Source organism: Wolbachia endosymbiont (group B) of Erebia ligea (assembly GCF_947179575.1).
Lineage (GTDB): Bacteria > Pseudomonadota > Alphaproteobacteria > Rickettsiales > Anaplasmataceae > Wolbachia > Wolbachia pipientis_C.
Window position 1 is genome coordinate 186,650 of the sequence record NZ_CAMXBW010000002.1, and the last position, 13,432, is coordinate 200,081.

General features: G+C 34.7%; 14 protein-coding genes. 2 read left to right on the forward strand and 12 right to left on the reverse strand.

Annotation, left to right across the window (positions count from 1 at the left end; genetic code table 11):
- Positions 1–106: 106 nt before the first annotated feature.
- Positions 107–2,776 (reverse strand): pyruvate, phosphate dikinase, encoded by a 2,670-nt coding sequence (ppdK, locus tag OM962_RS01300; RefSeq protein WP_264330564.1) that lies wholly within the window; start codon positions 2,774–2,776, stop codon positions 107–109.
- Positions 2,777–3,453: 677 nt separating this feature from the next.
- Between ppdK and fabG the strand changes: the two genes are divergently transcribed.
- Complete coding sequence (gene fabG / locus OM962_RS01305; protein WP_264330565.1) at positions 3,454–4,188, forward strand: 3-oxoacyl-[acyl-carrier-protein] reductase; 735 nt, start codon at positions 3,454–3,456, stop codon at positions 4,186–4,188.
- Positions 4,189–4,283: 95 nt separating this feature from the next.
- Positions 4,284–4,622: a TrbC/VirB2 family protein gene (locus OM962_RS01310; RefSeq protein ID WP_264330566.1), complete on the forward strand. Its 339-nt coding sequence runs from the start codon at positions 4,284–4,286 to the stop codon at positions 4,620–4,622.
- Positions 4,623–4,731: 109 nt separating this feature from the next.
- Here OM962_RS01310 and tnpC read toward each other — a convergent pair whose 3' ends face one another.
- The 11 genes from tnpC to rpsM all read right to left on the reverse strand — a co-directional run bounded on the left by tnpC (position 4,732) and on the right by rpsM (position 13,430).
- A complete protein-coding gene (gene tnpC, locus OM962_RS01315; RefSeq protein WP_264330459.1) occupies positions 4,732–6,084 on the reverse strand; it encodes an IS66 family transposase in 1,353 nt (450 codons plus the stop codon).
- 66 nt (positions 6,085–6,150) lie between these two features.
- A complete protein-coding gene (locus OM962_RS01320) occupies positions 6,151–7,401 on the reverse strand; it encodes a M48 family metalloprotease (RefSeq protein WP_264330567.1) in 1,251 nt (416 codons plus the stop codon).
- 71 nt (positions 7,402–7,472) lie between these two features.
- Entirely contained in the window at positions 7,473–8,126 is a 654-nt protein-coding gene (gene ribB, locus OM962_RS01325; protein ID WP_264330568.1) for a 3,4-dihydroxy-2-butanone-4-phosphate synthase, read from the reverse strand.
- Positions 8,127–8,129: 3 nt separating this feature from the next.
- Positions 8,130–8,624, reverse strand: coding sequence for a transcription elongation factor GreA (greA, locus tag OM962_RS01330; RefSeq protein ID WP_006012293.1), 495 nt, complete (start codon positions 8,622–8,624; stop codon positions 8,130–8,132).
- Between the two features lie 9 nt (positions 8,625–8,633).
- Positions 8,634–10,175 carry a F0F1 ATP synthase subunit alpha gene (gene atpA / locus OM962_RS01335; protein WP_007302558.1) on the reverse strand — a complete coding sequence of 514 codons (1,542 nt, stop codon included), beginning with the start codon at positions 10,173–10,175 and terminating at the stop codon, positions 8,634–8,636.
- Positions 10,172–10,723 (reverse strand): ATP synthase F1 subunit delta, encoded by a 552-nt coding sequence (gene atpH / locus OM962_RS01340; RefSeq protein ID WP_006012287.1) that lies wholly within the window; start codon positions 10,721–10,723, stop codon positions 10,172–10,174. The genes atpA and atpH overlap by 4 nt, the downstream gene beginning before the upstream one ends.
- Positions 10,724–10,761: 38 nt before the next feature.
- Positions 10,762–11,115, reverse strand: a complete 354-nt coding sequence (locus OM962_RS01345) for a YraN family protein (protein ID WP_264330569.1) — start codon at positions 11,113–11,115, stop codon at positions 10,762–10,764.
- A gap of 11 nt (positions 11,116–11,126) precedes the next feature.
- Complete coding sequence (gene rplQ, locus OM962_RS01350; protein ID WP_010404731.1) at positions 11,127–11,555, reverse strand: 50S ribosomal protein L17; 429 nt, start codon at positions 11,553–11,555, stop codon at positions 11,127–11,129.
- A 7-nt stretch (positions 11,556–11,562) separates the two neighbouring features.
- A complete protein-coding gene (locus OM962_RS01355) occupies positions 11,563–12,630 on the reverse strand; it encodes a DNA-directed RNA polymerase subunit alpha (RefSeq protein ID WP_264330570.1) in 1,068 nt (355 codons plus the stop codon).
- Positions 12,631–12,650: 20 nt separating this feature from the next.
- The gene (rpsK, locus tag OM962_RS01360; protein ID WP_006012273.1) at positions 12,651–13,037 is read right to left on the reverse strand and encodes a 30S ribosomal protein S11; all 387 of its coding nucleotides are present in this window, start codon (positions 13,035–13,037) and stop codon (positions 12,651–12,653) included.
- A gap of 24 nt (positions 13,038–13,061) precedes the next feature.
- Positions 13,062–13,430: a 30S ribosomal protein S13 gene (gene rpsM, locus OM962_RS01365; RefSeq protein ID WP_264330571.1), complete on the reverse strand. Its 369-nt coding sequence runs from the start codon at positions 13,428–13,430 to the stop codon at positions 13,062–13,064.
- Positions 13,431–13,432: the final 2 nt, after the last annotated feature.

A 13,432-nucleotide genomic window follows, 5' to 3' on the forward strand; every position in this document is an offset into this window, starting at 1 on the left:
AATCTTTCTTAAGACATTCAGAAAAAAAGTAGCAGCAAAATAGCTAAACTGACTTAGATTTATCGACAATTTGAAAAATCATCATTCCGCTACTTATTAGCGAAATCTATGTTCGTACAGTTGTGCTGCCCAACAAACTTATGCTAAGCTGTGCTGCCACTAATTTTGCAACCGGTACTCTATAGGGCGAGCATGACACATAATCAACCCCTGATTTGATGAAAAACTCTATGGACTGTGGATTCGCTCCATGCTCTCCACATATACCAAGTTTAATTTCTTTTCTGGTTTTTTTGCCCCTTTCGATAGCTATTCTGATTAATTCCCCTACCCCTTCGACATCTAGCACCTCAAAGGGATCGTTTTTGAATATGTTGCTTTCCTTATAAGAATCGAGGAAATTAACTGAATCATCTCGTGAAAGTCCCATAGTTGTTTGTGTTAAATCATTAGTGCCAAAACTAAAAAATTCTGCGTGTTTTGCGAGTTTGTCAGCAATAAGTGCTGCTCTTGGCAGTTCTATCATCGTTCCGATTGAATAATTCACATCGAAATTTTTAGCTTCTTTCTTTACTAACTCGCATATCAGAACAAACTCTTTCTCGCTCATGATAAAAGGAATCATGATTTCAGGTTTCACTTCTATCTTCTTTTCTTTCCTTAATTCACTTGCAGCACTGAGTATTGCCCTAATCTGCATTTTATATATTTCAGGATGAGAAATAGCAAGCCTACACCCTCGATGGCCAAGCATTGGATTTTTTTCTGATAACTGTACTATTTTATTTTTTACCGATTCAACTGACTTATTCAGTGATCTGGCGATTTTTTCTATAATGGATTGATCATGAGGTAAAAACTCATGTAGAGGTGGATCAAGTAATCTTATAGTGACTTCCTTGCCCTCCATAATAGAAAACATTTCTTTGAAATCAGACTTTTGCATTTCTTCGAGTTTATTTAATGCATTTGACCTTTCATTTTCATCATCAGCTATTATCAATTTTTGAATGAATTCGATTCTATCACTAGCAAAAAACATATGTTCTGTGCGACATAATCCTATACCTTCTGCACCGAATTCTTTCGCAATTTTTGCATCTTTTGGAGTATCAGCATTCGCTCTCACCTTCACTGTTTTGATTTTATCTACCCAGTTAATTATCGTTTTGAACTCTTGAGATAATTCAGGCAAAACTGTCGGAAGAATACCAAGCATAACCTCTCCTGTTCCTCCGTCGATGGTGATTGGTTCACCTTTATTTACTTTTATATCCCCCATAGAAAGAAATTTTTCATCTTTATCAATATAAAGTCCACTTAGACTACAAATACATGGTTTACCCATTCCACGAGTTACAACAGCGGCATGGGAGGTCATACCTCCCCTCGCTGTTACTATTCCACTTGCAGCATTCATTCCATTAATATCTTCAGGGCTCGTCTCTGATCTTACCAAAATTACTTTTTTACCCTGCTCTGCAGCTTTTTCAGCATCACTTGCACTGAATACTACATATCCAGAAGCAACACCTGGAGAAGCTGGCAGTCCTTTGCCTATTACTTCTTGATCGATTTTAACATCAAGAACTGGATGCAATAAATTGTCAAAAGTTTTTGGATCAATTCTCAATATTCCTTCCTCTTTTGTAATCGCTCCTTCTTCTACCATATCAACTATTATGCGAATAGCAGCTTCGGCTGTGCGCTTGCCAGACCTAGTCTGCAAAATCCATAACTTACCGTCCTGTACAGTAAATTCGATATCCTGCATGTCCTTATTATGCCTTTCAAGTTTTTCACATACCGCGCATAATTCTCGGTAGACACTTGGTAGCAACTTCTCCATGGTACTTTCTTGCTCCCCGTCAATTGGCATAGGAGTATAAACACCAGAAACCACATCCTCACCCTGAGCATTAACTAAAAACTCACCAAAAAGCTTTTTTTCTCCAGTTGAAGGATTCCTTGTAAATATCACACCAGTTGCTGAATTATCATTCAGATTACCAAAAACCATTGCTTGTACATTAACTGCAGTTCCAAGGTTTTCAGGAATATTATTTATTTTTCTATAGGAAAAAGCTCTATCATTTTGCCAAGAAGAAAACACTGCATTTACTGAATTGAGTAACTGTTCTTCAACGTTCTGCGGGAAATTTTTTCCTATTTTCTCATATACTACATCTTTGAAATCATTAACAATCCCCTTTAAAACATCAACATTAAGATCAGCTAAGCTTTTTGCTCCACTTTTTTGCTGTTCACTATCAATAATGTCTTGAAATAGGTTGTGGTCAAGCTGTAGTACAACATTCGAGTACATCATGATGAAACGGCAGTAGCTATCGTAAGCAAAACGTTCGCCACTTTTTTTTGCAAGACCAACAACGGTTTCATCATTTAGACCAACATTTAAAATAGTATCAAGCATGCCCGGCATTGAATTCACACTACCAGAGCGTATGGAAACTAATAAAGGATTATTTGAATCCCCGAATTTACAACCGATGTCACTTTCGAGCATCGCCATGTAGTTTTTTATCTCGTTACGTAGATCACAAGACAATTCATTATCTTGACAATAGGCCTGACAAACAGCAGTGGAAATTGTAAAACCAGGTGGAACAGGAATGCCAATGTTACACATCTCTGCCAGATTTGCTCCCTTCCCTCCTAGTAGATTTCTCATTGCTGCATTGCCTTCACAGTTGCTTTGGCTAAAGTAATATATTAACTTTTCTTGCATTTTTTTCGGATTTTCACTAATATACATACTATTCTAATAAATTTGTCAGGCAGGAGTAATAAATTTTGTAAAATTCAGCACAATTAAATAGCCTCTTTCCCTTTCATTCTAGTGTCCCTATTGTCATTCAAGTATTCTTTCCTGTCATCTCAATGACCTCTATGATGTCATTCCAGCGCATGAGGCTGGAATCCAGTTTGTCCATAATCTCACCAAAAACGTTGTGTTTTAGCATAATTTTGTGCTCAATATGCTTATTTGTAGTAAAGACTTCTGGATTCCAGCATCAAGTGCTGGAATGACACCGTCATACCTGTTGGAGTATGAATGTAGCCTTATCTCACACTCCTGTCATCCCAGTGCCCAGACACTGGGATCCAGAAGACTGATCAAGTAATAAGAACTAGTCACGCGCTGGCTCTCTTAAATTACTTTAGCTATAAGTGTTAAGAAATTTACCAATCAAAAAAAGGCAAAAGAATCCACATGGTGCTAATTTTATTACTGTAATTGATAATGTGCTAACGCTTTAAATAAGCGCGATCTGGCCGAATGTAGAAAAAATAAAAAAGGCATGCAGCCGCCATAATTTCGCCAATAAATACAAGATTTGTCAAGAAGCTTCTATTAAATGAAAGTTATGAAAAAAATCTATTGCAAGTCTTTTAATATTCTGTTAAGAGCTGGAACAAATAAAAATTATTATGTTTGGATTAGAGAATAAGAAATTTCTGATTACTGGTGCATCAGGCGGAATAGGCCAGGCAATTGTAGAAATTATGCATAAGGCCAGAGCAACTTTATGTATTTCTAGTACAAAAAAAGAAATACTCGAAGAAGTTGCTAAAAAATATGAAAAAAACATTCACGTACTTCCTTGCAACTTATCAAATCCTGAAGAGGTAAATCAACTAATAAATAAAGCAAGTGAGTTGATGAAAGGCTTTGATGGACTCATATGCAATGCAGGAATTACACAAGACAGCTTATTGTTGAGAATGACAGATGAAGCATGGCAAAAGGTGATTGACATTAATTTGACCTCCACATTTAAGCTAAATAGAGAAGCATGCAAGAAATTCATTAAAAATAATTGGGGAAGAATCATAAATATTTCCTCAATAGTAGGATTGACAGGAAATGCCGGGCAAGTAAATTATGCAGCATCAAAAGCTGGAATAATAGCTATGAGCAAATCTATAGCAAAAGAAGTTGCAAGTCGTGGTGTAACAGTAAATTGCATTGCTCCTGGGTTTATAGATACTAAGATGACTGAAGTTTTAAATGAAAAACAAAAAGAAAAAATATTAGATAATATTCCAATGAAAAGAACGGGAACAGGAGAAGAAATAGCAGCAGGGGTATTGTTTTTAGCAAGCGACGAAGCAAAATATATAACGGGGCATGTGCTTAACATCAATGGTGGGCTATTTATGTAGCAACACTTATTTATGGACAAATTATAAGTTTTACCTTAAAATAAATATATATATAAATTTAGATTCACACTAGTTTATTATTTGGAGGCAAAAGAATGAGCTATATAATAAAAAAACTTTTTAATGCTTTATATATAGTGCTGTTTCTCTCTTTTTCAGATTACGCAAATGCTGCTAATGATATAGATGATACAACTGCCCAAGTAATATGCAATATTATTGGTTATATTTGGGGAATAGGTGGGCCACTTATGACTGTAGTCATAATAGGTGCAGCTTTGCTTGCAATATTTGGTAGAATGCCATGGCCAGCTCTCTTTGCCTTAGGTATGTTTTGTGGTGTATTTTTTGGTGCCAAAACGATTATAACGAAAATTATACCCAATATAAGCGATGAAGTAAGAGAGACGTTGAATAAGTGTGGGGAAAGATAATCTAAAAATAAGTGTGTTTTTGTGTGTATTGTTCCTTCATATCCTCAATTTGCAGCAAGCAAGAGCTATCTTTCGGTAAAGTTTTAATGTATCCGTTCAGAGGTGTGGTTTAAGAAACAACAGCTAGCAGGTTTTGAAAAGGGTTTAATTCCTTTTGTTTCCAAGTCAGATACAACGAAATTATCCGCTCAAGAAATCTATTCCCTCGCTCTGACTGTGCAAAATATGAATTCTTACGATAGACAACATAATGCCGTATCTGTCGCTCAACATGGTTATTCGTTAATGGAATATTCTCTGGGTCATCCAAAAATGTCCACATCATTGACTCGGATTTTATAATACCCTTTACCGTTCGTGAAGCTCCTTTTGCTTCAAGTATATAAGATATTTTTATCATGCAGTACTGTATGTATCTTCGTAATTCTTTAGCTTGCTTAGTGAACTTTGAAATACTAATTTCATTTTCTGACAAAGCGTTTTTTAATACAAACAATCCATTAGCTGCGTCTTTTAAACAATGGCCAAGTCTCATTACTTCACTATTCCAACTATGAGATAACCTCTCGAAATTTCTCAATAAGTGAGCCCAACAAATTTGTCGTTTTTCATCACTGAAGTGGTTGTAAACTGCATATCTGTCAGTAATTACCAGGTTTTTGTAATCACAAAATGCACTATTCTTTAAAAATTTCATTCCTCTTGTATCTGCTAACTTCATAAGACTTGCTTTATTGTTGGCAAACATCCAGCACCATCCCAATTTGCCTTTGTTGTAGTGACTGGTTTCATCAATATGCAAAATTTCGCTTGCTTTTATTTCTTCCTCTATTTGTTCATAGGCTTCTTTACATTTTGACGAAACCCTTGCTTCACTATTGGACACACTACCAACACTTATACTCATGTTAAAGATGTCTTTCATAATATTCGCTATTTCTCGCTTTGAATTCTTATAAAACCCACTTAGTGATGCAACTACTGACTTAACTCTAGGACCAAAGGTATCCGGTGTAACTCCTTCTGGTAATTTGCTACTCCTTCTTTTTCCGCATTTACGACAGCGACCATGTTCTAATTGATACTCAACTACGTAAGGCTTAATTTCTGGTAAATCAACTTTTTGATAGACATATGGTTTTTCCGATATTGCGATTTCTTCACCACACTCGCATCTATTTGGTAACTCTACCTTCACCACCTCATCTGCTTCCATTTTAGCTCGGCAATTCCCCTTATGTCCAACTTGACCACCTATCTTCCTGCCGCCCTCTGACTTATCTTCTGGTGTGTCTTTTTTTATTTTGTACAGCTCTTTTGAACTTGGTAAAGATGAATTCCTTGAGTTTAAGCCGAGTCTCTCTCTTAGTTCAGCATTCTCTATTTCTAAGATTTTATTTTTTTCTTCAATCTTTGCTACTTTCTGCTCTAAGTTTTTACATAACTCTACAATACTGATCAACAATTGAAGCATCTAGCCTTACTTTACTATCAACATTTTGTGTTATTACTACTTTAATATATTATGTCAATTGTTTTTTATCCTTGCCACACCTCTGAACGGATACGTTTTAATAGCTAACTCAGCGTACTTCATAAATTTCTCTAAATTACCTTCAATACAAGCCTTTTTCGTCAAAGCAAAATAATACATTGCCATATCAGCGCTACGTTTATATGCAATACTTAAATACTTCCAGACAAAGGCGTTATTTGTTTCTACGCTTGCAACCTGCTCTAGGTAAAAAATTGCCTTCTCTATTTCACCGTGTAATAATAAAGTATGAGATAACGCAAGTTTCACTAAATAGTTATTCTTCTCAGATAAATATCTAAGTGATTCTTCATACATTTTTATTGCTTCACTTAAATTTCCAGCTTTGTATAACATCTCCGCTTTTAATTCATATAAATAAGGATCATTGCGTGACTCTTGAATCAATAAATCAACTTTAGCAATAGCCTTTTCTATCTTTCCTTGCCTATAATGAATTACAGCATTTACATACTTAGAATTATCTTCATATTTATTAGATAATACATAAATAGGGGTAAAAAAAGAGTCTAACTTTGCAACCATACGCTCAAACTTCAACAACTTATCTGCAAGGATTGGTTTTATATTATTTTTAACCTTATAATTCTGTACAGCAAATATACGTTTATCACTAAGTGGGTGAGTGCGGAAATACTCTTCAGTGTTTTCATGCTCAATACTCTTAAAATAGTCAAAAATCTCTTTCATACCCGAATTATCATAGCCAGATTCATCAAGGTATCTTAAAGCATAGCTATCTGCTACACTCTCTTGCTCTTGAGAAGAGTTAAAAAACAACCTCGAACTAAGCGTTACACCACTAAGCAAGATTGCACTCGCAACCTGAGGGTTAATAACAATACTAGAAACTAATCCTACCATATAACTAATCATTGCTATTGATTGAAAATAACCTACAGCACTACTCATTTGTAATACATGACCAGCAGATATATGAGCAATTTCATGTGCTAATATACCAAGTAAAACATAAGGTTCAGTCGAATATTGTAAAAGCCCTAAATGAATGAAAATGCTATTATTGTTAATTACAAAAGCATTAATCGATCTATCATCAACTATAAAAACTTTTATTTTATCATTATCAATACCCGCAGCAGAAAATAAAGGTTGCGCTAGATCCTTCACTACCGCTTCCACTTCACTATCTCTAATAATACTAACAGAGTAAGCGCTATTACAGTATACGAAGAAAAATAGTAAAACAAAAAGCCTAGACATGGAAGTTCCTTGTTTGTATAACTTTTAGGAATTTTACATTTTAACATTTAAACTATACGAATTTATAAACGCTAGTTTAAATTTTGAACGTAACTGATAAGTTTATCGATGGTAGTTAACTTAATTTTGTGTTGTTCAGCAAATTCAAGCAACTGGGGTAAGCGCATCATAGAGCCATCATCATTCACTAATTCACACCCTACAGCCGCATGACTAGATCCAACCAATTTTGCTATCTCAACACTTGCCTCAGTATGACCGTTGCGTGCTAAAACCCCGCCCTCACTTGCAATAATAGGAAAAACATGACCAGGGGTAATAATATCATCCTTAGTACTTTTTCCATCAATAGCGGTAAGTATCGTATGCGTTCTATCATGAGCAGAAACACCCGTTGTAATACCATAACGAGCATCGATTGACGTAGTAAATGCAGTGTGAGGAATAAGTGCTTCATCTACATTACTTCTCTTCATAAATTCAAGGTTAAGTTTATTCATGTAAAACTTTGTCATAGCTAAAAACACAATACCAGTGCCATACCTAACCATAAAAGCAATATGTTCTGGTTTCACCTTTTCAGCTAAAATAACCAAATCACCTTCATTCTCTCTGTTTTCATCGTCAACTAAAATGAATAATTTACCAGAACTAGCATCCCTCAATACATCTTCCACAGAAGAAATACCGGGTAGACTAATTGAAGGATAAGTTACTTGTACCATGATTTACTTAAACTCAATCTTAACTATTTTATACAATTTCTCTCCATTTGGCACTATCACTTCCACATACTCACCAACTTTTTTGCCAATTAAAGCACTACCGAGTGGTGAATCCGTAGAGATCAACTGCTTTGAAGCATCAGCTTCATATCCACCTACAATCTTATAAACATATTCAATTTCACTGTTATCATCATTTAACATGCTTACCGTAACAGTTGCACCAAACATTACTGTATCACCAGACAAATTTTTTACTTCTATCACTTCTGCATGTGAAAGTTTACTTTCTACCTCAATTATACGGCCTTCAATAAAACTTAATCTCTCCCGTGCTGCATGATATTCTGCATTTTCGGATAAATCGCCTTGATCACGAGCATCAGAAATAGCCTGTATGATAGAAGGCTTTTCTTCCTTTAATTTCTCAAGTTCGACTTGCATACTCTCAAAACCTTCCCTTGTAATAGGAAACTTGTTAACAATGGATGAAGTCATAATCACCGCCTAAACGCAATTAAATTGAGTGACAAAATCACTCACAATACCAAGAATATCATCTTTTATATCATCATTCATGTCACCCGACAACTTTTTTAAAACTCCAGGGTGAACAGTTTGAAAATAATTGATAAGATCACACTCGAACCTATTGATGTTGCTCACCTGTACCTTATTTAATTGACCATACAGATTAGAAAAGATATACATAAGCAATACTTGCTCTTCTATTTGCATAGGTGAATACTGTTTTTGCTTTAATAATTCAATAAGGTATTTACCTTTGTTTAAGGACAATTGAACAGTAGCATCAAGATCAGAACCAAATTTAGCAAAGTCTTCCAGTTCTCTATATTGGGCCAAACTCAGCTTTATAGAACCAGCAACTTTTTTCACAGATTTCAATTGTGCAGCAGAGCCAACCCGAGAAACCGATAAACCTATATTCACTGCAGGGCGAAATCCTTTGTGAAACAATTCAGACTCAAGAAAAATTTGTCCATCGGTAATTGAAATCACATTAGTTGGAACATATGCAGATACATCACCAGCCTGAGTCTCAATAATCGGCAAAGCAGTCAAAGATCCCTGTCCTTTTTCATCAGACATTTTAGCAGCTCTTTCAAGCAAGCGAGAGTGTACATAGAATATATCTCCAGGATAAGCTTCACGACCAGGAGGACGTCTGAGCAATAAGGACATCTGCCTATATGCCACAGCATGCTTAGATAAATCATCATATACCACCAAGCAATGCATTCCATTATCACGGAAAAATTCTCCAATAGTGCAACCGGTATAAGGTGCTAAAAATTGCATAGGCGCGCAGTCAGATGCGCTAGCCACAACTACGGTTGTATACTCTAATGCTCCACTTTCTTTTAGCTTATTCACCACTTTTGCTACCGTCGAAATTTTTTGTCCAATAGCAACATAAACACAGTAAATTTTTTGATTTTCGTTTACCTCATCATTAATCTTCTTCTGATTGATAATAGTATCAATCGCAATAGTGGTTTTACCAATTTGTCTATCGCCAATAATTAATTCACGTTGCCCTCTACCTATAGGAATCAACAAATCTATAATTTTAATTCCTGTCTGCAGAGGTTCATGCACAGATTTACGGTCAATAATACCTGGCGCTTTAGATTCTATATACATTTTGTTCTTGGCTCTAATTTCTCCGCCATCGTCTATAGGATCGCCTAATGCATTTACAACTCTCCCTAATAATTCATGACCTACAGGCACCTGTACAACGTCGCCACTACATTTTACAACGTCCCCTTCTTTTACATCACGGTCATTGCCAAGCACAACTATTCCAGCTGTATCATGATCTAAATCAAGAACTATTCCTTCTACACCGCTTGCAAAAGATACCTTTTCACCAAACTTTGCTTTTTCCAGCCCATAGACCAATGTGATACCATCCGTTACTGAAATTACTTCACCTATATTTTCTCGTTTTATAGGATTATCAAATGTCTCAACCTTCTCTTTTATTATGTTTACTACTTCAGAGGCATTTATGCTATTCTTCATATACAATTCCTTATTTTCAACATTTCCATTTTACTCAAATCAACCAATCTATCCAAATAACTCTTAAGCGAAGCATCAATCAAGTTAAAACCATACCTAACTACGAAGCCACCTAGTATAGAAGGATCAACCACATTACTGACTTTTATTATTTTACCAAGAAAGTTCAAAGATTCAGTAATTATTTTTATATCAGGTTTCTTTAAAACCTCTGCTGATTTTATAGTAATTTCCAATTCGTTTTCACTTTCCCTTACAAGATTTAAGAATTTTTCTAATATAAGGATTAATAAACGGGAGCGCTTGTTTGCAAGTGTAACCATAATAAATTTGACTAAGTTTTCACTCAAGTTCTTATTTATAGAAAGTATCGCTTCTTTTTTGTGCAAAAGAGAAACCATAGGATGAGATAGATACACAAAAACATCACTTTGATCTTTAAAAAAAGCTAACAAAAATTCTACTTCTTTTCTTATAATACCTAATCTGCTTCCTGAGACATGAAACAGTGCTCTAGCATAAGATGAAACTAAATTATTGTTTTTCATATTAAATTACCTATTCTAGTAAATCTAAGTTATTTAAGCTACCATTCCTCAATCCAAGCATTTTTTATATAAATAGGTCTTCTCCTTAAGGAAAGAAAACATAAATCATATCTGACTGAATAATCTAAAAAATCAAGATTTTTACTTAAGAAATATTTAGAAGAATTTATAATAGACTGACACTGAAAATGAGATATCGGTACTTCTTTTCCAAATAAACTTGTTTTAACTTCTATAAAAATCAGCTCCTTTTTTTTAGATACAATTAAGTCAATTTCACCCAACTTACAACGGAAGCGACGTTTTATAACATTATAGAATTTCAGCTTTAAATATATCGAAACTAACAATTCTCCAAAGTAACCTACAAAATAGCGTAACCTACTTACCATAAAAAGAATAATTAGCTTTGTGTAACTACTTTGCTTCCTTTTTTATTTTTACTATAAATCTCACCTTTTGCTGAAATATCTCTATCAACTAGCTCTATCACTGCCATTGGAGCGCAATCACCCTTTCGAGTACCAAATTTTATTATTCTAGAATATCCACCTTTACGGTCTTGATAACGATTAGCTAGAACGCTTAATAATTTATCAACTACTAACTTACTATTATGAAGACGTGAAAGCAAAAGCCTTCTACCATGTAAAGAATCGTTATTCTTAGCAATTGTAATAAACTTTTCCACATATGGACGAAGTGCTTTAGCCTTTGGTAAAGTAGTTACAATCTGCTCATGATTAATTAACGAGATAGATAGATTCTTTAACATTGATAACCTATGCTCGGTACAACGAGACAGTTTATTTTTCTTTATTCCATGTTTCATATACTACCTAATCCTCATCAGTATGTTGTTTAGCCAGTTCATCTATATCCTTAGGCGGCCAATTTGGTATATTCATACCCAAAGACAAACCTGAATTATTTAAAATTGCCTTGATTTCATTCAAAGACTTTCGGCCAAAATTAGCAGTTCTTAACATTTCAACTTCCGTCTTTTGCACAAGATCACCTATATAAGTGATATTTTCATTTTTCAGACAGTTATGAGATCTAACAGATAATTCCATTTCATCTACTTTACGCAATAGAACAGGATCATAGCCCAAATCTTTAGCACCACTAGACAAAGAAACCTGCGATTTCTTATAACTAATATCAGAACTAATAAAAGGCTGAAGTTGCTCCTGTAATATTCTTGCAGCATAGTCAACAGCTTGACTTGGAGAGATTGTACCATCAGTTTCAATTGACAATATCAGCTTATCTTTATCAGTAACTTGACCAACACGACTATTCTCTACTCTATACGAAACCCTCTCAACAGGACTATATAAAGCATTAACTGGAATAAAACCAATTAAATCTTGTTCATTCATAGACTTTAAAAATTCATTTTCTTTATATTTATTTACAGAAAGATAACCTTTTCCACTAGCAACATATATAGTAATGTTAAGCTCCACATCTTGACCTAGTGTACATATCACCAAATCTTTATTAACAATAGAGCATTGGTCATCAGTTTCTATCATTCCAGCTAATACTTGACAAGGCCCTTTAGCGCTCAAATTTAAGCACTTATTAGACGTGTTATTTAGCTTACATCTCAACATGCCCATATTTAATGCTATATCAGTTATGTCTTCCCTAACTCCTTGGATCGAAGTAAATTCATGATTCACGCCTTCAATTTTTATTCCATAAACAGCACTACCGCAAAGAGAAGACAACATTACACGCCTTAATGCATGACCCAACGTTAAAGCAAAACCACTTTCCAAAGGTTCTAGAACTATATCACTTTTTTTACTTGAATCACCTGATATTACCTTAATCGCATTAGGCTTAGTTAATCTATCTAAATTTCCACAGAAAGAAACACTATCACTATAATACATACAAAAACCTTCCAAATATCCTATACTCTTCTTTTTTTCCTTAATCTACACCCATTATGAGGTATCGCCGTTTTATCTGCAATTGAAGTGACAGTCAATCCACAATTCCGAAGTGCTTTAACTGCAGCTTCTGCACCAAAACCAGGACCACGAATTATTACAGAAACAACCTTCATACCAAATCTCTCTATTACTTTCTTCGCAGCAGAATCGGCAACCTTACCTGCAGCATAAGGTGTGGATTTTCTCGAACCAGAAAAACCACATGCACCAACAGAAGTCTGGTAAAGCGTATTACCACAAACATCAGTCACATTTACAAAAGTATTATTAAAAGTTGCACGAATATGGACAATACCAGTAATAAACCTTTTTGTATTCTTACCAACCGTTTTAACTTTTTTCATAAAAACTCACGATAATAACAAATTTTATTTTTTCCCAGCAACAGGCAATTTAGATCTGCCTTTACGAGTTTTAGCATTAGTATGGGTTCTTTGTCCCCTCACAGGCAAACCTTTTCTATGCCTTAATCCTCTATAGCAACCGATTTCCATTAAAGATTTTATATCCATAGCCACTTTTTTTCTGAGCTCACCCTCTATGACATATCTTTGCCTAATAAAACTACTAATTTTCTCTATATCTTCATCTTGTAATTCTGAAACACGCTTACGCTCATCAATTTTACAGCTACGACAAATTATATTCGCAGTAGTAATACCTATACCATGTATATAAGTTAATGCAAAAGAAATACACTTCTTCACTGGAACATTTATGCCTGCAATACGTGCCACTG